Source organism: Collinsella sp. AM40-7AC, assembly GCF_003468125.1.
In the GTDB taxonomy this organism is placed as follows: domain Bacteria; phylum Actinomycetota; class Coriobacteriia; order Coriobacteriales; family Coriobacteriaceae; genus Collinsella; species Collinsella aerofaciens_O.
In genome coordinates, this window is record NZ_QSGK01000004.1 from 80,737 (window position 1) to 105,042 (window position 24,306).

17 protein-coding genes are annotated in these 24,306 nt (G+C 59.5%); 13 read left to right on the top strand and 4 right to left on the bottom strand.

The genetic code is table 11. The features are described 5' to 3' along the window. Positions 1-29: 29 nt before the first annotated feature. From DW892_RS04595 to DW892_RS04610, 4 genes are all read right to left on the bottom strand, one after another. Complete coding sequence (locus DW892_RS04595) at positions 30-1,670, bottom strand: NAD(P)/FAD-dependent oxidoreductase (protein WP_117766032.1); 1,641 nt, start codon at positions 1,668-1,670, stop codon at positions 30-32. A gap of 80 nt (positions 1,671-1,750) precedes the next feature. After that, entirely contained in the window at positions 1,751-3,022 is a 1,272-nt protein-coding gene (locus DW892_RS04600) for an NAD(P)/FAD-dependent oxidoreductase (RefSeq protein WP_117766034.1), read from the bottom strand. After that, positions 3,023-3,853 carry an Mrp/NBP35 family ATP-binding protein gene (locus DW892_RS04605; RefSeq protein WP_022094864.1) on the bottom strand — a complete coding sequence of 277 codons (831 nt, stop codon included), beginning with the start codon at positions 3,851-3,853 and terminating at the stop codon, positions 3,023-3,025. Positions 3,854-3,998: 145 nt separating this feature from the next. Beyond that, the gene (locus tag DW892_RS04610; RefSeq protein WP_117766036.1) at positions 3,999-6,152 is read right to left on the bottom strand and encodes an LTA synthase family protein; all 2,154 of its coding nucleotides are present in this window, start codon (positions 6,150-6,152) and stop codon (positions 3,999-4,001) included. A 193-nt stretch (positions 6,153-6,345) separates the two neighbouring features. Here DW892_RS04610 and uvrA point away from each other — a divergent pair, with 193 nt between their 5' ends. The 13 genes from uvrA to DW892_RS04675 all read left to right on the top strand — a co-directional run bounded on the left by uvrA (position 6,346) and on the right by DW892_RS04675 (position 24,216). Further along, positions 6,346-9,225: an excinuclease ABC subunit UvrA gene (gene uvrA, locus DW892_RS04615; protein WP_117766038.1), complete on the top strand. Its 2,880-nt coding sequence runs from the start codon at positions 6,346-6,348 to the stop codon at positions 9,223-9,225. A gap of 132 nt (positions 9,226-9,357) precedes the next feature. Next, on the top strand, positions 9,358-9,858 hold the full coding sequence (gene ybaK, locus DW892_RS04620) for a Cys-tRNA(Pro) deacylase (RefSeq protein WP_006236166.1): 501 nt from the start codon (positions 9,358-9,360) through the stop codon (positions 9,856-9,858). Positions 9,859-9,963: 105 nt separating this feature from the next. After that, positions 9,964-11,544 carry a murein biosynthesis integral membrane protein MurJ gene (murJ, locus tag DW892_RS04625; RefSeq protein ID WP_117766040.1) on the top strand — a complete coding sequence of 527 codons (1,581 nt, stop codon included), beginning with the start codon at positions 9,964-9,966 and terminating at the stop codon, positions 11,542-11,544. A 6-nt stretch (positions 11,545-11,550) separates the two neighbouring features. Beyond that, a complete protein-coding gene (gene uvrC, locus DW892_RS04630; RefSeq protein WP_316242603.1) occupies positions 11,551-13,491 on the top strand; it encodes an excinuclease ABC subunit UvrC in 1,941 nt (646 codons plus the stop codon). 365 nt (positions 13,492-13,856) lie between these two features. Further along, positions 13,857-15,470 carry an ABC transporter substrate-binding protein gene (locus DW892_RS04635; protein ID WP_117766043.1) on the top strand — a complete coding sequence of 538 codons (1,614 nt, stop codon included), beginning with the start codon at positions 13,857-13,859 and terminating at the stop codon, positions 15,468-15,470. A gap of 157 nt (positions 15,471-15,627) precedes the next feature. Next, on the top strand, positions 15,628-16,584 hold the full coding sequence (locus tag DW892_RS04640; RefSeq protein ID WP_035138896.1) for an ABC transporter permease: 957 nt from the start codon (positions 15,628-15,630) through the stop codon (positions 16,582-16,584). A gap of 3 nt (positions 16,585-16,587) precedes the next feature. Further along, positions 16,588-18,603 carry a dipeptide/oligopeptide/nickel ABC transporter permease/ATP-binding protein gene (locus DW892_RS04645; RefSeq protein ID WP_099431432.1) on the top strand — a complete coding sequence of 672 codons (2,016 nt, stop codon included), beginning with the start codon at positions 16,588-16,590 and terminating at the stop codon, positions 18,601-18,603. Beyond that, entirely contained in the window at positions 18,604-19,431 is an 828-nt protein-coding gene (locus DW892_RS04650; protein WP_117635937.1) for an ABC transporter ATP-binding protein, read from the top strand. Between the two features lie 80 nt (positions 19,432-19,511). Continuing rightward, positions 19,512-20,489, top strand: a complete 978-nt coding sequence (locus DW892_RS04655; protein WP_117766045.1) for an acetylxylan esterase — start codon at positions 19,512-19,514, stop codon at positions 20,487-20,489. Continuing rightward, positions 20,482-21,333 carry an acetylxylan esterase gene (locus DW892_RS04660; RefSeq protein WP_117766047.1) on the top strand — a complete coding sequence of 284 codons (852 nt, stop codon included), beginning with the start codon at positions 20,482-20,484 and terminating at the stop codon, positions 21,331-21,333. The genes DW892_RS04655 and DW892_RS04660 overlap by 8 nt, the downstream gene beginning before the upstream one ends. Positions 21,334-21,401: 68 nt before the next feature. Continuing rightward, positions 21,402-22,322, top strand: a complete 921-nt coding sequence (locus tag DW892_RS04665) for a dihydrodipicolinate synthase family protein (RefSeq protein ID WP_117647503.1) — start codon at positions 21,402-21,404, stop codon at positions 22,320-22,322. 171 nt (positions 22,323-22,493) lie between these two features. Then, a complete protein-coding gene (locus DW892_RS04670) occupies positions 22,494-23,459 on the top strand; it encodes an ROK family protein (RefSeq protein WP_117766049.1) in 966 nt (321 codons plus the stop codon). A 70-nt stretch (positions 23,460-23,529) separates the two neighbouring features. After that, positions 23,530-24,216 (top strand): N-acetylmannosamine-6-phosphate 2-epimerase, encoded by a 687-nt coding sequence (locus DW892_RS04675; protein WP_022094877.1) that lies wholly within the window; start codon positions 23,530-23,532, stop codon positions 24,214-24,216. The last annotated feature ends 90 nt before the right edge of the window (positions 24,217-24,306 follow it).

The following is a 24,306-nucleotide window of genomic DNA, read 5'->3' on the forward strand; positions in this document are numbered from 1 at the left end:
TATGTCTTTTGCGCGCTGGAATTTGTGCGTTAGAGGTCTGCGATCAGGGCTTCAGCACAACGGATGCCGTCGGTGGCCGCGCTCATGATGCCGCCGGCATATCCAGCTCCCTCACCACAAGGGTAGAGGCCCGGGGTCGACACGGCGTGGCACGTTCGGTCTCGGGTGATAGTGACCGGTGAGCTCGAACGAGTCTCCACGCCGGTAAGAACGGCATCGGGGCGGTCGTAGCCTCGTAGCTTTTTTCCGAGTAGGGGAAGTCCCAGGCGGAGCGACTCGACGATATGCTGCGGTAGGGCTTCGTCAATTGCCGTCCAGGTCACACCGAGCGGATAGGTGGGCTTTACCTTTCCGGGCGCCTTGCTGGCGCGTCCTGCGAGGAAATCTCCGACGAGTTGTGCCGGTGCGTTCCAGTTGGAACCGCCCAGGCGATAGGCGGCCGCCTCGCAGGCACGCTGGAGCTCGATGCCGGCGAGCGGGTCATCGTTGGGAAGGTCCTCAGGCGTGACGTTAACGAGCAGGGCGGCATTTGCGTTGCGTCCGTCGCGGGCATTGAGACTGGCCCCGTTGACGCACAGATGGCACGGTTCTGAAGAGGCGGCAACAACCTGTCCGCCGGGGCACATGCAAAACGAGAACACGCTGCGGCCGTTGGGAAGATGGGCAACAAGTTTGTAGGGGGCCGCCCCGAGCGCTGGATGTCCCGCCGAGGCTCCATATTGGGCTCTGTCGATGTCGCGTTGCGGATGCTCGATGCGAACGCCCATGGCAAAGGTCTTTTGTGCGAGGGCCACGTTGTGGTCCTTAAGGAGCTCAAAAATATCGCGAGCAGAATGCCCGCAGGCGAGGATGAGGTGCCTTGTCTCGATTGGCTCGTAAGTGGCGTCTTGGGACGATTGGACATCAATACCGGTGATGGCGCCAGACGCGTCGGTGCGAATGTCGACGAGCTTCGTTCGATAACGGACGACACCTCCGAGCTGCTCGATGCGCTGGGATATAGCGGTGACAACCTTGGGAAGGATGTCGGAGCCAATGTGCGGCTTGGCATCCCACAGAATATCGCGGGGCGCACCCGCCTCGACGAAGGTTTCGAGGATAAGGCGATGGACGGGATTTTTTGTTCCCGTATTGAGCTTGCCGTCCGAGAAGGTCCCTGCGCCGCCCAGACCAAACTGAATATTGCTCTCGGGGTCGAGGATGCGCTCCTTTAGAAAGAGGTCGATCGCCTGCGAGCGGCGAAATGCCGGGTCGCCGCGCTCGATAAGCAAGGGCTTAAGACCTGCTTCGGCGAGCGTGAGCGCAGCGAAAAGGCCGGCGCATCCGGCGCCGACAACGACGGGGCGTTCTTGAGGCGCGTCGGAGACGGGGGAGGGGAATGAAGGCCCATCGTCTTCTATCGCGCGTACGCGCGAGCGGTCACGCTCGGTGACGCTGTCGACCGCTTCTCGCTCGAGGTGGGGACTAGTCAGCTCAACACGAAAGCTCAGGATAAAATGGACGTCTCGTTTTTTGCGAGCGTCGATTGACTTGCGGTGGAGCTCGATGGACTTGATCTCGGAGTCCTTGCAACGTAAGACGCGCTTGGCGACTCGCTTGCCAACAATGAGGCAGGCATTTTCATCGCCGGCTTCATCGAGCGACGCGTTGACTTGGGTGATTTCGATCATCGAGGTCTCCTTAGAGGCAAGAAAGAGGCCGTCCGGTATCCCAGACGGCCCGAATGCGTTTTTGATTATAGACTGCGCGGCTACAAGCTGCTTGCAGCGCGAATGCCCGAGAGCCAGGCCCACGCAAGGTTAAAGCCTCCGCAATCGGCGTCGATGTCGAGCGCTTCGCCGCAGACGTAAAGCGGGGCGTCGACAACGCTGCGCGCGCGTAGACTGGGTGTTGAGATGCTCTCGACAGATACGCCACCACGCGTGACCTGCGCCGAGCGCTCCTCGGCTGTTCCCTCGACGAGCAACTTAAAGTGCTTGAGGATCGAGACCAGGTGGATGACATCGTTGGAGCCTGGATGGCACTGCTCGAACGCTGTACAGACGACGCGGGAGAGTTGCGGGGCGAGCATGCCGTCGAGCCAACGGGGATCGCGGGGCGAAAAGCCGCCGAGCAGCTTAACGCGCCGGTTGAGCATATCGAGCAGCTCGTCTTTAGAGAGGTCGGGGAAAACGTCGAGCAGGATCGTATCGCCGCGCTGGATACGACGGGAGAGGTTGAAGACAGCGACGCCCGAGATGCCGAAGGCTCGAAACAGTACTTCACCGTCTTCGTGCCAGAGCTCACTATGGTTACGGGTGAGCGTCAAGCGGGCGCGGACGCGCAGACCATCCAACGTCTTGAGTGCCGCCCGATCGCCAACGACCGTTGCCGATACGGGGCAGAGGATGGGGCGCAGCGAAGTGAGGGGGAGGCTAAACGTATCGGCGATACCGGTGGGGCTGCCGCCCGTGGCGATAATTACGGTATGTGCCTGCAGGGCCTCGTTCTTGCGAGGGACATCGGCGAGCGCTTTCCGAAGCGAGCGGAGCTCCGATTTTCGGTCGTCGTGCTTTTTTGCCTTGAGCGCCCGCGCTGGACGGTCTATTTGGAGTGCCCAGCCTTCGGAAGCTTTGTGCGCCGAGGCAACGTTGGCTCCGCAGATTAAGGTGATACCTAGGCGGTCGCAAACGTTGAGAAGCGTGTCGCGCACCGATTCGGCGCGAAGGGAGCGCGGGTACAGCCGGCCTTCCTCGGAGGTTGTCATGATGCCCAGCGAGGAGAAGAAACCCATAAGCTCTTGTTCGGGCCGGGGGCCCATAACGGATTCAACGAATGCGGGGTGGTTATACCGCTGTGGATCAATTGATTCGTTGGAGAGGTTGCAGCGGCCGTTGCCGGTCGCAAGGAGCTTAAGGCCGCAGGCGACATCGCGCTCAACGATGCAGACGCTTTTGCCAGCTCGTGCGGCCGTAATGGCGGCGGCGAGGCCTGAAGCCCCGCCGCCGATTACCAGGACGTCATAGAAGGCGCTCGCGTTCACTTAGGCCTCGTCGGTCTCGTGCGGGGTAATGGCCTCGACGGCAGAGACTGCCTTGGGCAACATGCCATCGGGCAGTGCGGTCTCGACCTCGCCCTTATCGCAGGCCTCGGCGAGTGCCGGATTAATGGGAAGCTGGCCCAAGATGTCGAGGTTATAGCGCTCTGCGACCTCGGGGAGCTTGCTCTTGCCAAAGACCTCGATCTTCTTGCCGCAGTCGGGACACTCAATATAGCTCATGTTCTCGACAATGCCCAGAATGGGGACGTTCATCTTCTCGGCCATGTTGACCGCCTTGGCGACGATCATCGAGACCAGATCCTGCGGGCTCGTGACGATGACGATGCCGTCGACGGGCAGCGACTGGAAGACGGTGAGCGCGACGTCGCCTGTTCCCGGAGGCATGTCGACCAGCAGGTAGTCGATGGGGCCCCACGAGGTCTCGCTCCAGAACTGCCTAATGGCGCCTGCGATGACCGGACCGCGCCAAAGGACGGGGTCGGTCTCGTTTTGGAGCAGAAGGTTGGAGCTCATGACCTTGACGCCGTGCTCGGAGATTTCGGGCAGCATAAGGTTGCCAAGGGCATGGACGTGGCGTCCGCTCATACCGAACATCTTGGGGATAGAGGGACCGGTGATGTCGGCATCGAGGACGCCGACCTTGTGGCCGTGACGGGCAAGCTCGGTGGCGATGGCACCGGTGACAAACGACTTGCCGACACCGCCCTTGCCGGAAAGCACGGCGATGACGCGTTTGACCTCGGACAGCGTGTTCTCCTCAAATTGCGACGGCGACGTTTGTCCGCCGGCGGCCTGTGCGTGCTCGCAACCCATGTATGACTCCTTTGTATATGTTGGGGCCGGGGCCCCGTGATGTGACACGAGCGTCATTGTACCCTCGTTTGCGAGCGGGAGTCATTTGCGATGCATTTGGGCCGAGCGTGCTTGCAATACGATGGGTCCAAGCGAATGGGCGGGCTTACTGAACTTTGCTGGCGAACTCGAGGTATTGCATGCGCTGCAGCTTGTCGATCGTCGAGGCGTATGGGCTGTCTTCAGATTCCAAGTCGTAGCGCAGCCCGTCGGCACCAAGGTAGCCGGCGACATTGATGGTGGGCACATCTGACCTTGTTGCAAGCAGAGCTTTTTGATAGTCGGTGAGCGGGGCGCCGATCTTATTAAGGGTAATGGCTGCAATCTCGTTTGCCCCGACGGTGTCGTAGACGTTGAGCTCGGTATTGCCGGCGATTTCATAGTTAGCCCAGACGAAATAGGTCGACTGATAGATACGGAAAGCGTGGCTTGCCGTATCTTCCTGAGGGTACAGCTCGTCGTTGAGGGTCGTTGCGGCGCTCGGCTGATGGTCGCCAAAAAAGACAAGGACAACCGGTCTGCCGATATTGCGGAGCTCGTTGATAAAGTACTCGAGGTCCCGGTCGGATGCGTTGATGCAGGTAAGATAGGTGTTGAGTGCACTATTGGCGCCCTCGCTGGCCCCCTCGACCCAATAGTTTGTCAGCTCCTCGGCGGGAACGGTGCCATAGTCGTAGCCGCCGTGATTTTGCATCGTGACGTCAAAGATGAACTGCGGGGCTTCGTCGGTTCTAAGCAGGTCGAGTATCTTGTCGTAGGTGGCGTAGTCGCATACGCCGGCATGGTAACAGGGCGCACCCTCGAAATCGCCGATTGAAAGAAAGTCTCCGAAGCCCAGCTGCTGATAGATTTTATCTCGATGGTAGTTGACGGGGTTTTGCGGGTGCATAGCGGTAGCGGTATACCCAAGCTCCTTAAGGTCCTTTGCCAGGCTGTTGACGCCATTCATCTGATACAGCTGATAGGGGATTTTTCCTAGTCCGACAAAGGCCGTTGTCGCTCCGGTCAAAAATTCGAATTCGGAGTTTGCCGTTCCGCCACCGGTGACCGAAGCGAGCATGGTGCCGCGAACAAGTGTGTCGGGAAGCGAGTTGTAGAATGCGGGACCGGTGTACCCGGCCGCCTGGAGCTGCTCAAAGCACGAAAGGTCGCTAAAACTCTCGTTCATGACGGCAACAATCGTCGGCTTGATTTCATTGAATTGGGCAACGGCCGCCGCGCGCTGCTCGCTCGAGCCATACGTGCTGTCGTAGGCGGCGGCGAGCTCCTGCTCGATGCTCTGCGCCTCATCGGGCGTATAGTCTTCGGGCTTCTCAATGGGCAACTCGTTGACCATTTCGGTGAACGAAGTGATAAAACCCTGAGACGCATACGTGGTGATGGGCTGCCAACGGTCAAATCCAAAATCCAGCGCCTGCTCCAAGTCGATGCTGGAAAAGCCCGAGAGCCCCACAACGGTCACTAGCAGAAAAGCGCAGAGGTTAGCGGCGATTGCGGGGAAGACATGGGTGGGCGTACGGAGCTTTCGCGGTCGGATAAGAGAAAGAAGCCCCAGGGAAATCTCCAGCAGGGCGAGAGAGGTTACGATTCCGGCGGTAAAGGTAAACTCGTATCCCTCGCTCACTTCCATTGCGGTGCCAAGGGCCAAGATATCGCTTGGCAGGATGGCCTCGCCTTTAAACGTTATGACGAAGTGCTCGGCAATGCCAAGGATGCAACAGGCGACGGGCACGAGGGCCATGACGCCTCCATGACGCTGTCCCAGCAAATAAAGGGAGAGCAGAACCGTCGCGAGCAGCCCGACGGAAAACCCGAATGAGTTGGCGGGAATGCGATAGAACGTTTCGTTACAGGCAATTTCGAGTGAAACGAACGAGAGCGCTGAAACAGCGGCGATGACAAGGATGTCACGGCAAATACAGGCAACCGTTCCCGTCGCAAGATCGGTTTGGTCGATAAGTCCCGAAACCAAGGGCTCGACAAGAAGTATGACGGCGGCAGCACCGAGCGCCGAATAAGAAAGGAGCCATAGGGAACTGTCCTCATTTACGAGCAATTGATTCGTAATCCATGCAGCTACCACGCCGAGCGGGATGAGGAGCGTCGCGCACCAAAAGACGCGGGCAATGGGCGGCTTTTTATTGTGTTTGATTGAAAAATATACGCGCACCACGACGATGGCCACGATAAGGACGGCGATGAATATGGGCAGATTGGCCATGTCGCTCGAAGTGATTTCAAGGGGGATATCTTCGGTCATGGACGTTCCTCTGTTACGGCAAATTTAGTTCAGTATTAGATTACTGTAACCTCTCCACGGTATTTCGAGAAACAAAGCACCCGATACGCAAAGCTAAAGGTCTGCGAATCTTGTATTACGAACATCTGTGCGCGTCGAGTGCGCTAAACTCATCGGCAGTATGATTCGATGCAATAGGAGGCAAGGAGCTTCCATGTCTGATTCTTCTATCGTTATTCGCGGCGCTCGTGAGCACAACCTCCGCGATATCGATGTTTCCATTCCGCGTGACCAACTCGTGGTCATTACCGGTCTTTCTGGCTCGGGCAAGAGCTCGCTGGCATTTGACACTATCTATGCCGAGGGCCAGCGTCGATACGTCGAGAGCCTTTCGAGCTATGCACGCCAGTTCTTGGGCCAGATGGACAAACCCGACTTGGATTCAATCGACGGCCTTTCGCCGGCGGTGTCGATCGACCAAAAGACGACGTCTAAAAACCCTCGCTCGACGGTTGGCACCGTAACCGAGATTTATGACTATCTGCGCCTGCTGTTCGCCCGTGTGGGCACCCCGCACTGTCCCGAATGCGGCCGCGTCATTGAGCGCCAGACGACCGACCAGGTTGCCGACAAAGTCTTGGCGGCGGGGGAGGGTCGCCGCGCGTTTGTGCTGGCACCGGTGGTGCGCGGGCGAAAAGGCGAGTACGCCAAACTGTTTGAGGACCTTCGCGCCGAGGGCTTTAGCCGCGTGCGTGTCGACAGCGAAGTGCGCTCGCTCGACGATCCGATCGATCTGGACAAGAAGTTCAAGCACGATATCGAGGTCGTGGTCGATCGCATCGTGATCCGTGAGAACTCTCTGGGCCGTATCGCCGAGTCTGTTGAGCAGGCGACCGCGCTGGCCCACGGCAATGTAAACGTGTACATGCTGCCCGATCGTGATGCTCCCGAGGGGACCGAGGGCGAGCTGCTGGAGTATTCGTTGGCCTTGGCGTGCCCGGAGCATGGTCACTCCATTGACGATCTTCAGCCGCGTGATTTTTCGTTCAACGCTCCCTATGGCGCATGTCCTGAGTGCGACGGCCTGGGCTTTAAGAAAACCGTTGATGCCGAGGCGCTGATCGAGGACCCCTCGAAGTCCATTGCCGACGGAGTCTTTGGTAGCCTGTTTGGCAATTCGAACTACTATCCGCAGATTTTTGCTGCGGTCTGCAAACACTTTAAGGTGAGCACCGATACGCCGTGGAAGGACTTGCCCCCTCGCGTGCGTCGTGCATTCTTGGATGGCCTGGGCGATACGAAGATCTCGGTCGACTACCAAAAGCTCGACGGACGTCGCAGCCAGTGGGATACCAAGTTTTCGGGCGTTCGCAACATCCTGTACGAACGCTATACCGAGACGACGAACGAGAACACCAAGGCGCGCTTGGAGAAGTACATTCGCGAGGAGCCGTGCTCGAGCTGCCATGGCGCTCGCCTGCGCCCCGAGATGCTCGCCGTCACCGTGGGCGGCAAGTCCATTTATGAAGTTTGCTGCCTGTCGTGCCGTGAGTCGCTCGAGTTTTTTGAGGGCCTGGAGCTCACCGAGCGCCAACAGTTTATCGGCGGGCGCATCGTCAAGGAAATCCTGGAGCGCTTGCGTTTTCTGGTCGATGTTGGACTCGACTATCTGACGCTCGATCGTGCCTCGGCGACGCTTTCCGGTGGCGAGGCGCAGCGTATTCGCCTGGCAACGCAGATCGGCGCGGGTCTCATGGGCGTGCTCTATATTCTGGATGAGCCCTCGATCGGTCTTCATCAGCGTGACAACGAGCGCCTGATCAAGACGCTCGAGCGCCTGCGCGATATCGGCAATACCGTTATCGTTGTCGAACACGACGAGGATACAATCCGTGCCGCCGACTACGTGATCGACATGGGGCCCGGCGCCGGCGTCAACGGCGGACACGTAGTCGCGGCGGGAACGCCTGCCGATATCATGGCTTGTCCTGAGTCGATGACGGGCGCTTATCTGACCGGCAAACGAATGATCCGGGTGCCTGATGAACGGCGCAAGCCCGGTCGTGGCTGCCTTAAAATTACGGGCGCTCGAGCCAACAACCTCAAAAACGTTACCGCCAAGATCGAGTTTGGTACGCTTACGGTTGTTACCGGCGTGTCGGGATCGGGCAAGAGCTCCCTGGTTACCGACACCATTGCGCCTGCCCTTACGAATGCCATTCACCGTTCGACGCGCCCTGTGGGTCCGTATAAGAAAATCGAGGGCATCGAGTGTATCGATAAGGTTATCGATATCGACCAGTCGCCGATTGGCCGCACGCCGCGTTCCAACCCTGCTACCTATATCGGCCTGTGGGATGATCTTCGCGCTCTGTTTGCGAGTACGCCGGAGTCGAAGGCGCGCGGCTACTCGCCGGGTCGTTTCTCCTTTAACGTGAGTGGCGGGCGCTGTGAGGCGTGCAAGGGCGACGGACAGATCAAGATCGAGATGCACTTCCTTCCCGATATCTACGTTCCCTGCGAAGTTTGCGGCGGTAAACGCTACAACCGCGAGACACTCGAGGTCACCTACCGTGGCAAGACCATCTCGGACGTACTTGACATGAGCGTGGCCGAGGCACTGGCTTTCTTTGGGAATATCCCGCAGATCAAGCGAAAGCTCCAGACGCTGTACGATGTAGGCTTGGGCTACGTGAGCCTGGGCCAGCCCGCCACGACGCTTTCGGGCGGCGAGGCGCAGCGCGTGAAGCTCGCCAAGGAGCTTCATCGACGCCAGACGGGCAAGACGTTCTATATTTTGGACGAGCCGACGACCGGCCTTCATTTTGAGGACGTCCGCCAGCTGCTCGATGTGCTGCAGCGCTTGGTCGATGCGGGCAACACAGTGCTGGTGATTGAACACAACCTTGATGTCATCAAGGTTGCCGACCGCCTGATCGATATGGGTCCCGAGGGCGGTAACGGCGGCGGAACCGTCGTGGTTTCGGGCACACCGGAGCAGGTTGCGGACTGTCCGCGGAGTTATACGGGCAAGTTTTTGGCGCCGTTGCTCAGACGTGACCGGGAGCGTCAGGCTCAACTTGATGCTCAATAAATAGGCGATTCAGTTTATGGGCGCCATCGACTCCTTGTGATTCGATGGCGCTTGCTGTGCCGAAGTGACGTATGCAGCCGAATTGGACATATACTTAATCCTTGCGTCCGAATGCGAGGGAAAGGATATGTCATGGCAAAGGCTGTAAAGACGCCAAAAACCAATGCGATGCGCGAGCTGGAAAGCGCCGGCATTTCCTATGTTCTACATACGTACGAAGACGATGGTGATGAGTCGGTGGGCCTGGGGGTCGCGATTTCGGAGCAGCTTGGCGAGGAGCCCGGTCAAGGGTTTAAGACCTTGGTCTGCGTGACGCCGTCCAACGACTATGTCGTGTGCTGCATCCCTGTTGCCGACGAGCTCGATCTAAAGTCCGCCGCGCGTGCCGCGGGGGAGAAGTCTTTGGCCATGATGCATGTGAAGGATTTGCTTGCGGCGACTGGCTACGTTCGCGGCGGCTGCAGCCCGGTCGGTATGAAAAAACGCTACCGGACGCTCATTGATGAGACATGTGTCCTTTGGGATACCATTTTTATTTCGGGAGGCAAGCGTGGTTATCAGCTCGAGCTTGCACCCGATGATTTAATTGCATTTTGCGGGGCGACGGTTGCCGCGATTACGAGAGAGGACTGAGCGATGCCGCAGGAAGAATTGAAGCGCGGAGCTCATTTTGCAAAAGAATCTGCGTCTCAGGCACCCTCATCCGAAGCTTCTTCGTCGCGAGATGACACTGACGACATGGGTTCGTCGGACTACTCCACGGTTGGTCGTTCCGCCGGGCTTATGACCATCCTGACTATCGTGTCTCGCGTCACCGGTTTTATCCGCACGTGGGCAATGGCGGCCGCTATCGGCATGTCGCTACTCTCGTCCTCCTATCAGGTCGCCAACAACCTGCCCAATATGCTCTACGAACTCGTGATGGGCGGCATGCTCGTGACGGCGTTTTTGCCCGTGTACATGGGCGTGAGGCGTGAGCAGGGTCGCGAGGCCTCGAACGAGTACGTGGGCAACCTGCTCGGCATTCTGCTTTTGGTGCTGGGTGGCATTTCGTTGCTGGGGACCGTGTTCGCCCCGGGCTTTATCTGGACGCAATCGTTCCTTTCGGGTGACGGCGGCAGCATGGATACCGCTGCGTTCATGTTCCGTTTCTTTGCCATCCAGATTCTGTTTTATGGTTTGGGCTCGGTGTTCTCGGGCGTTCTCAACGCACACCGCGACTACTTCTGGTCGACGTTTGCCCCGGTCCTCAACAATGTGATCGTCATTGCGAGCTTTATGGGTTTTGCGCCCGTGTCCGCACAGTTTGGTGAACGTGCCGGCATCATCTTGATTGCGGCCGGTACGACCCTCGGTGTCTTTGTTCAGATGGCATGTCAGATCCCCGCGCTTGGCAAGCACGGCGTGCATCCCCATATCCATATCGACTTTAAGGACCCCGCGCTGCGCCAGACGATTGCGCTCGGTATCCCGACGCTGCTCGCCACGGTGTGCATGTTTGTCTCGACTTCTATCACCAACGCTGCCGCGCTGGTGGTCCAGCCCGAGACTGGCCCTTCCGTCATCGCCTATGCGCGCCTGTGGTACACGCTACCCTACGCGCTGATTGCCGCCTCGCTTTCGACGGCGCTCTATACCGAGCTCTCTCACGACGCACAGGAGAAGGATTACGACAGCGTTCGCACGGGCATTTCGCGCGGCGTCGCCCAGATGCTGTTCTTCCTGATTCCGTTCGCGCTGTACCTGATTGTCTTCGCGCGTCCGCTCAACATGATTTACTGTGCCGGTAAGTTTGACGAGTCCGGCGTGGCGCTGGTGTCCGAGTTCCTTGTCTACCTGGCGTTCTCGCTGCCGCTCTACGGCGTGGTCGTGTTGATGCAGAAGAGCTTCTCTGCCCTGCTCGATATGAAGCCCTATAGCCGCTATTGCCTGTATTCCGCCATCGGCCAGGCCGGCTCGGTTCTGCTGTTTGGCGTTGTGCTGGGCTTCGGTATGCCGGCAATCGCGCTTTCGTATGTTGTCGACTACGTGATCTTGGTCGGCTGTTCGCTGTGGTGGCTGCGTCGTCGCCTGCGTGGCCTTCAGGTCAAATCTATCCTGCATGGCGGTTTCTTTGGCCTTTTGCTCGGTGGCCTGGGTGCTGCCGCAGGCGCCGGCGTCATGTGGGCGCTTGAGCACTTTGTCGGGGCACTTGGCGGCTCGATTCTGATTACTCTTGGCTATGTTTGCGTTGCGGGTGTCGTCTCGCTTGCTGTTACCTTTGGCCTTGCCGCCGTCCTTAAGATGCCCGAGGTCTCGGCGCTGCTTCGTCGTAAGTAGGTGCGCGTGGCCGGTCACGACAACATTCCAACGCTTGCCGAGCAGGTTTCGCGCGTTCCCACGCAGCCCGGCTGCTACCTTTGGAAAGACGCCAAGGGCGATGTCATCTACGTGGGCAAGGCAAAAAACCTACGCGCCCGTATGCGTCAATACGTGACACTGCAGGATGAGCGTCAAAAGATCCCGCTCATGATGCAGCTGGTGGCGAGCTTTGACTATATCGTGGTGGAGACCGAGCATGAGGCGTTGGTGCTCGAGCGCAATTTGATTGGTCAGTACCATCCGTACTTTAACGTCGACCTCAAGGATGACAAGAGCTACCCCTTTATCGCCATTACAAAGGGCGACCTGTATCCCGCTATCAAATATACGCGTGAGCGTCATAAGCCGGGAACGCGCTATTTTGGACCCTATACCGATAGCCGTGCGGCACGTGAGACGATAGATACGCTGCGCAAGGTTATCCCCATCTGCTCCGCATCCTGTGCGGAGTGGCGTCGTTGTCGTCGTATCGTCGAGTCCCACAAGGGCGAGGAAGACATCGTCAATATGATTTGCGCGCAAAACGGGCGTCCCTGCTTTGACTACCATGTCGGGCGCGGCCCGGGTGCGTGTGTCGGCGCGATTTCCCCGGCAGACTATGCCAAGAACGTCAAGCGTGTCGAGCGCTTTTTGTCGGGCCATCGCAAGGATGTCGTCGATGAGCTGACCTCCGAGATGACGGATGCCGCCGAGGCGCTCGACTTTGAGCGCGCGGCACGCGTCAAACGTCGTTTGGAGGTCATCAGGGGTCTGGACGATCGTCAGCAAGTCGTTTTTCCCTCCAGTGTCGATATCGATGTCATCGGGTTCTATCGCGAGGAGACCATCTCCGCCGCTTGCGTCTTCGTCGTTCGCGAGGGCCGAACAGTTCGCACCTGCGAGTTCATTCTCGACAAGGGCCTTGATGTTGACGAGGAAGAGCTCCAGTCGGGCTTTCTTAAGCGCTATTACGACGAGACGGCTGATATTCCAGCTGAGATCAACCTTTCCGTCGAGCTTGAGGATGCGGAGGCGCTGGGGGAGTGGCTTGCGGGCAAGCGCGAGCGTTCCTGCCATCTCCATAGGCCGCAGCGTGGCGAAAAGCACCGTCTGCTCGATATGGCATCCAAAAATGCGCGCCATGCCCTCATGCGCTACATGATGCGAACGGGGTACGCTGACGACCGCACCAATCAAGCGCTCCTGGAGCTCGAAAGTGCGTTGGCGCTGCCATCGCCGCCGTTGCGTATCGAGTGCTTCGATATCTCTACACTGCATGGCACCTTTACGGTCGCCTCGATGGTGGTGTTTACCAACGGGCGCGCCGACAAGAGCCAGTACCGTCGTTTTAAAATTCAGGCCGAATTGGACGAGGCAAACGACTTCGTGTCGATGTCCGAGGTTTTGGGACGACGCTATGCTCCCGAGCGCATGGCCGACGAGCGCTTTGGCTCGCGCCCCGATTTGCTCGTTGTCGATGGCGGTAAGCCGCAATTGACCGCTGCGATCAAGCAACTTGAAACTCTTGGGCTCGATATACCAGTTTGTGGCTTGGCAAAGGCCGATGAGGAGGTTTTCGTGCCTTGGGACGAGACTCCCGTCGTGCTTCCAACCGGGTCCGCGTCGCTCTATCTAATTAAACAGGTGCGCGATGAATCGCACCGTTTTGCCATCACGTTCCACCGCGAGCTGCGCGATAAAGCCATGACGGTTTCGGTACTCGATGACGTTCCAGGCGTGGGACCCACCAGAAAACGTGCCATTATGCGCCATTTTGGCTCGATGAAGCGTTTGCGTGCGGCAAGCGAGCAGGAGATTGCAGAAGTTCGAGGCGTTCCGGCCGATGTCGCCAAAGCGGTCCACGAGGCACTTGTTGCATGGAATGCCGAGCGCGCCCAGACATCGGCCAACCGTTCCGAAAACTAAATGCGCTTCTAAACAACTGATATACATGATTGGCCGATTTTCAATCATTTATTTCGCGGCGATTACCAGCCGATTTCGGGTTCTATTAACGCTAAAACGTTTGACTAGCCATGGTGAACAACCCTGCTATCCTGCGGGTTGACGAAGACTGATATCTCACCTCGTCGATACATACTGTCTGGCGAATCGTTTGTCAATGAATTCGGTGAACGGTAGTAAATACCGTTCAAGCGTATGTATGTATCGGTCGCCGAGCGCGGCACCTCAGTTGGGTTCGTCGGTAGGTAAGGTATATATCGTCCGCAAGTTGCGCGGGGGCAAGTCTAGGTGCTCCCGAGTAAGATTCTCTATTGATAGGAGAAGACATGGCCATCATCAACAAGGGTATGTCCAGGCGTTCGTTCCTCGGCCTCACCGGCAGCGTCGCTGCTGTCGCAGGGCTTGGTCTCACTGGCTGCGGTGGCAGCTCTAGCGACGAGGGTTCCGCTTCCGGCTCCACCGATTCTGCCAACCGTGGCGGCGGCGTGATCACCGCTGGTTCCGCTTACGCTCCGTCCAGCTTCGATCCCGCCAGCACCGGCTCCGCTGTGGGCCTGGGTGCTAACTGGCACGTCGTCGAGGGCCTCTACGGCATCGATTACCACGACTACAGCACCTTCAACGAGCTCGCCACCGACGATCCCAAGGCTGTGGACGACACCACTTTCGAGGTCACCATCCGCAAGGGCGCCAAGTTCTCCGATGGCACCGAGGTCACCGCTGACGATGTCGTCGCCTCCTACACCGCTTGCGCCGCTTCCGCTACCTATGCTCCGTTCTTCCAGCCCTTCGAGTCCATCGAGGCCAAGGACGCCAGCACCGTGACGGTCAAGACCAAGGTCCCCAACTTCTCCCTGCTCAAGGATCGTCTGGCCATCGTCCGCGTTACCCCGGCCACCCAGACCGAGGAGGATCGCGCCAAGCAGCCGATCGGCTCCGGCCCCTGGATGTACGACTCTATCTCCGATACCGAGATCACCCTGGTTCCCAACCCCGAGTACAACGGTGAGTACGCTGCCGAGGATAAGAAGATCCAGTACAGCATCCTGACCGACCCCACCGCTCGCGTTACCGCTCAGCAGGAGGGCTCCACGCTCGTTATGGAGCTCGTTACCGCTGACGCCGTCGACCAGCTCGAGAGCGCCGGCTGCAAGATCGATAACGTTCAGGGTTTCGGCACCCGCTTCATCATGTTCAACGTCGCCAAGGAGCCTTGGAACAACGTCAAGGTCCGTCAGGCTGTCATGTATGCGCTCGACACCGAGAAGATGGTCAGCAACACCTTCGCCGGCCTTGCCACCGCTGCCAGCTGCTACCTGCCCAAGAGCTTCACCAACTATCATGAGGCTTCCACGGTGTACAAGACCGACGCCAAGAAGGCTAAGAAGCTCATCGAGGAGTCTGGCATCACCCCGGGTGCCATCACCCTGCGCACCACCGACAACGAGCAGATTAAGGGCATGGCCGCCCAGGTCAAGAATGACCTCGACGCTCTCGGCTTCGATGTGACCATCCAGACCGATACCTCGCCGGCCACCTACGCTGCCATCGACGGCGGCGAGGCCTACGATATCCTCCTTGCCCCTGGCGATCCTTCCTGCTTCGGTGCCGACCCCGACCTGCTGCTCAACTGGTGGTACGGTGACAACGTCTGGATGCAGACCCGTTGCCCGTGGAAGGAGTCCGCTGAGTGGCAGAAGCTCCACGGTCTCATGGACGAGGCTCTTGCCGCCGAGGGCGACGAGCAGCAGAAGAAGTGGAACGAGTGCTTCGACATCATTGCCGACAACGCCGTTCTGTACCCCGTTGTCCACGTCAAGACCGTCTCCGCTTCCTGGGACGATCCGTCCACTGCGCCCAACGGCGAGGCCCTCGATGGCTTCAAGGGCATCGGCACGACGAGCATGTCCTTCAGGGGCGTCGCGACCGTCAAGGCGTAAGACTCGCTTGAGTCTGTATGCAGGATGTCGGTCGTTGGGACCGTATCCTCATAGTTGAAACAAAGACCCGGGCGGCAACGATGTCGCTCGGGTCTTGTAATGAGTATCCGTACTCATATACCAGTTGGTCCTACCGACAAAAGAAAGGGGAGAGAACGTGAACAACTTGCTACGTTTGATTGGAAGGCGTCTTGTGGCGCTGCCGATCATGGCATTGGGCGTCACCGTCCTGGTGTTCTTCCTTATGTCGTTCTCCAAGACCGACCCCGCCTACACGGCGTTGGGTGACGGTGCCTCGCCCGAGGCGGTTGCCGAGTACCATGAGAAGTATGGTCTGGACGACCCCTGGCCCGTGCGCTACGTGCGCTATATGGGCGATCTGATCCATGGCGACATGGGCACCTATGGTGCTGCTCGCAACTCCGTTGCCAAGCGCATCTCCACGGCCCTGCCCGTCACGATGCAGCTGACCTTCATCGGTCTTGCCATCGGTGCGGTCGTTTCGTTTTTGCTCGGCGTCATCGCGGCACTGTATCGCGACAAATGGCCGGACCAAGTAATCCGTGTCTTTTCCATCGCCGGCTTGGCAACCCCGTCGTTCTGGCTTGCCGTTCTGTTGATCCTGCTGTTCTCTTCCTACCTTAAGGTGCTCCCGGCATCGGGTGCTCTGCCTCACTTCACCACGAATCCGGTTGGCTATCTGGGACGCATGATCATGCCCGCTATCGCCTTGGCATTTCCGCTGACGGGCCAGATGACTCGTATCGTGCGTACCGCCATGGTCGAGGAGCTCGACAAGGATTATGTCCGTATGGCTCGCGGCGCCGGCGTTCCCGAGAAGGTCGTCGTCGGCATCAACGTTCTTCGCAATGCGCTGATCACCCCGGTCACCACCCTCGGTCTTAAGATCGGTTACCTCATGGGCGGCGCCGTCGTCATCGAGGTTATCTTCAACCTCCCCGGCATGGGCACCGCGATTCTGCAGGGCGTTCAGGGCAACGAGGCGAACCTGGTTCAGGGCGTCGTTATCGTCGTTGCTCTTGCCTTCATCATCATCAACATCGTGGTTGACATGCTCTACCTGCTCATCAACCCGCGCATCAGGACGGTGTAGATTATGGTAAAGATTCGAGAGAAGCAAACCGAGCAGCTCGAGAAGGCTGCCTCCAAGGGGCTCAAGCTCGGTGGCTGGAAGAAGATGACGTTGTCTTCTAAGATTGCCGCCGTCGTGCTGGTGCTGGTCGCCCTGACTGCGATTCTGGCGCCCCTTCTTGCCCCCTATAGCCCGGTCGAGATCTTTACGGCTCGCCAGGCTCCCGGCAACGGATTTATCTTCGGTACCGACGATAAGGGCCGCGACATTCTGTCGCGTATGCTCTACGGTGGTCGTTACTCGCTGATCATCGGCTTTGGCGCCACTGCCATGGCTCTGGTCTGCGGCTCGGTCGTGGGCGCCCTTGCAGCGGTTTCGCGCAAGGCCGTCTCCGAGACGATCATGCGTATCCTGGACATCATCATGTCCATCCCGGGCATCGCCCTCGCGGCCGTCTTCGTCTCCATCCTGGGTAACTCCGTGCCGTCGATCATCTTCGCCATCGGCTTTATGTACACTCCGCAGATTGCCCGTATCGTGCGCGCCAACATCGTGTCCGAGTACGGCGAGGACTATGTCCGCGCGGTCATCGTTTCCGGCGCCAAGGCTCCGTGGATTTTGATCAAGCATGTTCTGCGTAACTGCATCGCCCCGATCATGGTCTTCACCGTTACCCTGGTCGCCGACGCCATCATCTTCGAGGCCTCGCTGACCTTCATCGGCGCTGGTATCCAGGAGCCCACCGCTACCTGGGGCAACATCCTCGCCGACGCCCGCGGCGGCGTGCTCGCCGGCCGTTGGTGGCAGGCGCTGTTCCCGGGCCTGGCCATCATGATCACCTGCCTGGCGCTCAACATCCTCTCCGAGGGCATTACCGACGCCATGGCCGCTGCTCCCTCCGCCGCCCTGGATCCTACCGATTCCTCCAAGCGTCGCGAGGCCGACCTGCTGGTCTCCGACCCCGTTCGCGCCTACAAGGAGCAGGCCCAGTCCCTCTCCGCTCGCCTTGGCGCCCTGCGCGATGTCGAACTCAAGCGTGACGATCGTCATGTGCCCGACGAGTCTGTCGAGCCGATTCTCTCGGTCCGTGACTTCTGCATCCAGTTTGAGCATCACGGTGATATTAACGTCGTCGACCATGTCAACTTTGACGTCCGTCCTGGTCAGACCATGGGCCTGGTGGGCGAGTCCGGTTGCGGTAAGTCCATCACCACGCTGGCCATCATGGGCCTGACCGATGAGGACGAGCACCTTTCCGGCGAGGTCCTCTGGGAGGGCCGTGACCTGCTCAAGATGAGCAAGAAGGAGTGGTTCGGCCTGCGCGGTACCGATATCGCTATGGTCTATCAGGACGCCCTGTCCTCGCTCAACCCCTCCATGCTCATCTCTGCCCAGATGAAGCAGCTCACCAAACGCGGCGGAACCCGCAGCGCCGAGGAGCTCTTGGAGCTCGTCGGCCTCGATCCCAAGCGCACGCTCGAGAGCTATCCACACGAGCTTTCCGGCGGCCAGCGTCAGCGTGTCCTGATCGCTATGGCCCTTACCCGCGACCCCAAGCTGGTCATCTGCGATGAGCCCACGACCGCTCTGGACGTTACCGTCCAGAAGCAGGTCATCAAGCTGCTCAACGATCTTCAGGCCAAGCTCGGCTTTGCCATGATCTTCGTTTCGCACGACCTGGCGCTGGTCGCCGAGGTCGCCCACAACATCACGGTTATGTACGCTGGCCAGGTTATCGAGCAGGCGCCCACCAAGGAGCTGCTCACTAACCCGATCCACGAGTACACCCGCGGTCTTCTGGGCTCCGTTCTGTCCATCGAGAGCGGTTCGGGCCGCCTGCACCAGGTGCCCGGCGCCGTTCCGAGTCCGCGCGATTTCCCCAAGGGCGATCGCTTCGCGCCCCGCTCGAGCCATCCGCGTATTGGCCTGGACACCCGTCCGGTCTTCAAGCGCGTGCCCGGCACCGAGCACTTCTATTCCGAGCTCCCCGACGAGGTGCTCAAGGCAAATGGTTTGACCCCTCACGCGGAGGTGATGTAGATGAGCGAGACCGCAGTCAACGGCGTCGAGCCGATCATCTTCCTTGATGACGTCCACGTCACCTTTAGGACCCGTACCGGCTCGATTCTGCACCCCAACCTGGTTCACGCCGTCCAGGGTGTAACGATTAAGCTCATGCCCGGTCAGACGATCGGCATCGTCGGCGAGTCCGGTTGCGGTAAGTCCACCACCGCTAACGTCATGTGCGGCCTGCAGGCCCCCACGAGCGGCAAGGTCTACTTTAAGGGCAAGGACGTTACCAAACGTACCGCCGAGGACCGTCGCCACATGGGTCGCGTCATCTCGGTCGTGTTCCAGAACCCCGCCACGGCGCTCAACCCCCGCATGGTCGTTCGCGAGCAGCTGCTCGACCCCATGCGCGTCCACAACCTGGGTACCGAGGCCGAGCAGGAGGAGCGCGTCAAGGAACTCTTGGAGCTCACCGGTCTGCCCAGCTCCGCTGCCGAGGTTCTTCCCGGCCAGCTTTCGGGCGGCCAGCGCCAGCGCGTCGCAATTGCCCGTGCCCTGTCGCTGAACCCCGATGCCATCATCGCCGACGAGCCCACCTCGGCTCTGGACGTTTCAGTCCGCGCGCAGATTCTGAACCTGCTGACTGACCTTAAGAAGGAGCTCGGCCTGGCCATGGTGTTCATCAGCCATGACATCCAGACGGTCCGCTATATCTCTGACGACATCATCGTTATGAATGGCGGCAAGATCGTCGAGCAGGGCGAGGCCAAGCAGGTCTTCCAGCACCCCCAGGACCCCTACACCAAGATGCTGCTCGGCGCTGCGCCGTCGCTGCTGCATCCCAAGCTCGGCGAGTAGCCTCGCATTCCCTCCCGTGCGCCCGGTTCCCTTGCCGGGCGCACCTCCGTTGCGATTTCGAAAGGTTGGGTTCACGAGCCATGCCAAGTGCTCAGGAGCTACAACATCAATTTGATGAATATCGAGGCGCCATGCCCCGTCCATCAGATTTCGATCTCTTTTGGAAGGATCGCATGGCCGAGGCCGACGCCGTCGGGCTTGACTATGCGATCGAGACGGCATCGGTCGCCGATGCCGCGACCTGCCAGCTTTTCGACCTCTGGTATACCGGCATGTGTGGCGCGCGCCTGCATGCCAAGTACCTTAAACCCGTCTCGGACGAGCCCGTGCCATTGGTACTTCAGTTCCATGGGTATCCGGGTGCAAGCCGCAGCTGGTTTGAGCAGGCGTCGTTTGCGGGCATGGGCATGGCACTCATCGCCCTCGACTGCCCCGGCCAAGGAGGTCCCTCCGAGGACATTGGTGGATTTGAGGGCACAACGGTTGCCGGTCATATCGTTGCCGGTATCGACGGCGACCCGGCCAACCTCTACTATGTCCGCTTGCACCAAGATATTCGCATCCTGTGCCGCATCGTTCGCGAGCTCGAGGGCATTGATCTTGCGCGTGTGTTTGTGAACGGCGCGTCGCAGGGTGGCGGTTTGGGCATTGCGACCTGTGCACTTAACAGCGAGCTTATCAATCGTGCCGCCATCCTCTATCCCTTCCTGTCAGATTTCCGCCTGGTCTGGGATTTGGATGCCGACGACATTGCCTACGAGGGCCTGCGCTATTGGTCTCGCTGGTTTGACGAGGACTCGACTCGTATTGACGAAGCCTATGCCAAGCTGGCGTACTTCGATTCCAAGAACTTTGCCCCTATGGTCAAATGCCCCGTGCTGTTTGGCACTGGCACAGCCGATATCGTCTGTCCGCCAGCGACGCAGTTTGCAGTCTATAACAACCTGACCTGCGAAAAGCGTCATGAGTTCTTTGAAGGCTTTGGCCACGAGGAGATTCAGGATTTTGACGATCTGATCATTCCGTTTTTCTGCAAGGGAGGGAAGGCTCATGTCTAAGTGCGAGAGCAATGTCGGCGAGCTGATTGTCCCCGACCTTGTGGGGATTCCCGGAACGGTTTCGTCAAGGCTCTCTGAATATCGGGACTGGCACGGTGATGTTCAGGCAGATGTTTCTGATTTGGAGACATGTGCTATGGATCTTGAGATTCAAGGCCTGGCCATTACGGCGATCGATTTCGCCAATCCGTATGCCCGCTACTCCGAGGTTTCCTTTGAGCTTGGTGGCGATGTGGTCAACGCACGTTTGATCGAGCCTGCCGGTCGCGCCCGAGCATCCGAGCTTGTGCCGCTATGTCTGATGTTTCACGACATCGACCGACCCGTGCGGGGATGGCATCACATGACGAGGTTTGCGGCCATGGGATATGCCGTGCTCGCGCTGGACGATGAGGCGATTGGACCCAGCGATCTGCGGCAGGGGATTACCTCGCCCGCTTTTGTCAGGCGCGTCCGTTGGGGCTGCGCGTTGGCGGAGGTCGCGCGCAATCTTGATGGCATGGACCCCGAACGCATCTTTGCATGGGGCGAGGGTCTTGGCGGCGGAGTCGCGCTGGCGGTTTCTGCTCTGGACGAGCGGGGCCTCGCCCGCACGGCGGTTGCCAATCCGCTTCCTGGCGGCCTCGAGGTGCTGTCGTCTCGGGTGCGCGGATCGGTGCTCATGGGCACATCGCTTATGGATACCGTGAGCGATCCCAAGGATCAGTTTGCCGTATTCAACGGTCTTGAGTGTGACCGGAGGCATATCATCTATGCAAAATACGCTCACGAGCGCATCAATGCGTTCGAAAACGAAGTCATCGACTTTTTTAACCAAACGTTCTACCCGTGTTCTTTGGCCTAGACGGCCTGGACACTGCCAACAAGAGTGGGTGGCATAGGGCCGCCCGCCAGACAACTAAGGAGATTCTTGTGGCAACTCAGAAATTCACCGGCGTTATCCCTCCCGTCGTTGTTCCCGATACCGAAGATCACCAGCTCGATGTTGTCTCCTTTGAGCGCAGCATCAACCGCATGATCGATGCCGGCGTCGATGGCCTGTTCTTCCTGGGATCCTCGGGCGAGGTCGTCTTCTCCACCGATGAGCGTCGTCGCCAGATCATCGCCGAGGCCGTTCGTATCGTCGACCACCGCGTGCCCGTCCTGGTCGGCATCATCGATACCGAGACCGAGCGCATGATTGAGCACGGTAAGGTCGCTCAGGAGCTGGGCGCCGATGCGCTTGTCGCCACCTGCCCGTTCTATGCCCTGCAGGGCATGACCGAGGTCGAGGAGCACTTCCGCATCCTGCACGAGGAGCTCGACCTGCCCATCTTTGCCTATGACATTCCCGTCTGCGTTCACACCAAGCTCCCCTGGAAGCTCCTTGCCAAGCTCGGCGCCGAGGGCGTCCTTGCTGGCGTCAAGGATTCCTCGGGTGATGACATCTCGTTCCGCTATCTCGTTCAGGAGAACGAGAAGAACGGCCATCCGATGAGCATCCTCACCGGTCACGAGGTTGTTGTCGACGGCGCTTACCTCGGTGGCGCCGACGGTTCTGTCCCGGGCCTTGCCAACGTTGAGCCCGAGGGCTACGTGCGCCAGTGGAAGGCCGCTCAGGCCGGCGACTGGGCTACCGTCAAGGCCGAGCAGGATCGCCTCAATGAGATTTCGCACATCTGGGACGTCACCTCGGGCGTCCAGGGCTATGCCGGTGGCGTCGGCGCCTTCAAGACCGCTATGAATCTCATGGGCATCTTCGACAGCCCGACCATGCCGCGCCCGGTGAAGGCCATGACCGGCGAGAACGTCGAGGCGATTAGGAAGGTCCTTCAGGACAACGGTCTCCTGTAAAGCTTCCCAGGCACCCGACCTCGCCGTTCAACCGTGTGGCCATGACCCATTAGGTCAATGGCCACACGGTTTCTCGGCGATCTCGGACACCTGGAAAACCTTTACTGCGCTGTGACGGCTAGCCTGACGGCGCATTTCCTGTAGTTGTTTTTATCTCCGAAGGAGAGCGACATGGAGAACAAGTACGTCTGCTCTGTCGATATCGGCGGAACTAAAATTGCGACTGCCATCATGGAGTACCCGGCTGACGGTAGTGTGCCCCATCCCGTTTTTGAGGCCGAGGTTCCTACCGAGGCCCAGGAGGGCGGCGAGGCCGTCTTCCAGCGTATCGAGGCGTCTATCAAGGCCGCTCTTGAGGCGAATCCCGATGTCGAGGTTCTCGGTGTCGGTATCGGTGCCGCAGGCGTCGTCGATCCCAAGACGGGCGCCATTGCTTATGCCAATGAGATCATGCCCGGCTGGTCCGGCGTTCAGTTGGGGCCGCGTCTGCGCGAGGACCTTGGTCTTCCCGTTGCCGTTGTGGGCGACGTGCAGGCTCATGCTCTGGGCGAGGCCCACTGGGGCGTCGGCAAGGGCAAGTTCTCCGTCTTGTGCCTGGGAATCGGTACGGGCATCGGTGGCGCATATGTCGAGAACGGCCGCGTGATGCAGGGCTTCCATGGTGCTGCCGGTCATATGGGCCACATCGAGTGCTCGGCTGCCGCCGGCATTCCCTGCGCCTGCGGGCGTTCCGGCCATCTTGAGTCTGTTGCTTCGGGCACCTCGATTGGCCGTATGTACGACGAACGCTTCGGTCGAGTTGACCCCAGCCGTCCTTCGGTCGGTCGCGACGTGAACGACCTGTGTCGTGCTGGCGACGCAAAGGCGACCGAGGTCATCTATGACGCCGGCTTTGCGCTGGGCGCCAGCTTGGGCTCGCTCGCTAACATCCTGGACCCTGAGGTCATCGTGCTTTCGGGCGGCGTGATTCACCAAGGTCCCGATTGGCGTTCGCAGACGTGGAAGGATTCGGTGCACGAGGGCTATGCCAGCCAGGCGCTCGATCCGCTTCAGGACACGCCGATCCTCATCGGTTCTCTGGAGGGCGATGCTCCGCTCATCGGTGCCGCTGAGCATCTTCTTGCCTCGTTGAAGTAAACGTATCTGCTGTAGGAGCCTCCCGAGACAGCACGCCTCGGGAGGCTGTTCTGAGAAAGGTTGCAGCCTTATGACCGTCGATCCTTTGATTCAATCCCTGAAGGGCAAGCTCGTCGTGAGCGTTCAGGCGTATATGGGCGAGCCGCTTCGTACGCCCGAGACCATGGCTCAAATGTCTCGCGCTTGCGAGCTTGGCGGCGCCGCCGCCATTCGCTGTCAGGGCCTTGCCGACATTGCCGCTATTAAGGGTCGCTGTGAGGTTCCCGTCATCGGCCTGTGGAAGGATGGACACGAGGGCGTTTACATCACGCCGACGCTGCGTCACGCTCGCGCCTGCGTTGCTGCCGGTGCCGATATCGTGGCGATCGACGCCACCGATCGTCCGCGTCCCGATGGCAAGACCGTCGAGGATACCTTCCGCCCGCTGCACGAGGAGGGTGTGCTCCTGATGGCGGATTGTGCCACCATCGAGGACATTCGCCGTGCGGTTGATATGGGCTTTGACCTGGTATCCACCACGCTTTCTCACGGCGTCGCCGCCATCGACTGCACCATGGCCGATGGCCCCGACCTGCCACTCCTGCGTCAGGCGACCGAGGAATTCCCCGGTCTTCCCATCATCTGCGAGGGCCGCGTGCACACGCCCGAGGAGGCTCGCGCTGCGATCGATGCTGGCGCCTGGGCCGTTGTCGTCGGCACCGCCATCACGCACCCCACGAGTATTACGAGTTGGTTCAAGGCTGCGCTTGAGGCGTAAGACAGGCCTCGTATCCGCTCGGGGCGGTATACTCAATATAGGCAATTGACCGCGCGGGATCCGGGTTGCTGGGTCCCGCGCTTGTTTTTG

What these genes read in the sequence shown, in the direction of transcription:
- DW892_RS04650 (WP_117635937.1), top strand. Translation starts at nt 18,604, where the DNA reads ATGAGCGAGACCGCAGTCAACGGCGTCGAGCCGATCATCTTCCTTGAT.
- DW892_RS04670 (WP_117766049.1), top strand. Translation starts at nt 22,494, where the DNA reads ATGGAGAACAAGTACGTCTGCTCTGTCGATATCGGCGGAACTAAAATT.
- DW892_RS04655 (WP_117766045.1), top strand. Translation starts at nt 19,512, where the DNA reads ATGCCAAGTGCTCAGGAGCTACAACATCAATTTGATGAATATCGAGGC.
- DW892_RS04645 (WP_099431432.1), top strand. Translation starts at nt 16,588, where the DNA reads ATGGTAAAGATTCGAGAGAAGCAAACCGAGCAGCTCGAGAAGGCTGCC.
- uvrA (WP_117766038.1), top strand. Translation starts at nt 6,346, where the DNA reads ATGTCTGATTCTTCTATCGTTATTCGCGGCGCTCGTGAGCACAACCTC.
- DW892_RS04635 (WP_117766043.1), top strand. Translation starts at nt 13,857, where the DNA reads ATGGCCATCATCAACAAGGGTATGTCCAGGCGTTCGTTCCTCGGCCTC.
- DW892_RS04675 (WP_022094877.1), top strand. Translation starts at nt 23,530, where the DNA reads ATGACCGTCGATCCTTTGATTCAATCCCTGAAGGGCAAGCTCGTCGTG.
- ybaK (WP_006236166.1), top strand. Translation starts at nt 9,358, where the DNA reads ATGGCAAAGGCTGTAAAGACGCCAAAAACCAATGCGATGCGCGAGCTG.
- DW892_RS04610 (WP_117766036.1), bottom strand. Translation starts at nt 6,152, where the DNA reads ATGACCGAAGATATCCCCCTTGAAATCACTTCGAGCGACATGGCCAAT.
- DW892_RS04605 (WP_022094864.1), bottom strand. Translation starts at nt 3,853, where the DNA reads ATGGGTTGCGAGCACGCACAGGCCGCCGGCGGACAAACGTCGCCGTCG.
- DW892_RS04595 (WP_117766032.1), bottom strand. Translation starts at nt 1,670, where the DNA reads ATGATCGAAATCACCCAAGTCAACGCGTCGCTCGATGAAGCCGGCGAT.
- DW892_RS04660 (WP_117766047.1), top strand. Translation starts at nt 20,482, where the DNA reads ATGTCTAAGTGCGAGAGCAATGTCGGCGAGCTGATTGTCCCCGACCTT.
- murJ (WP_117766040.1), top strand. Translation starts at nt 9,964, where the DNA reads ATGGGTTCGTCGGACTACTCCACGGTTGGTCGTTCCGCCGGGCTTATG.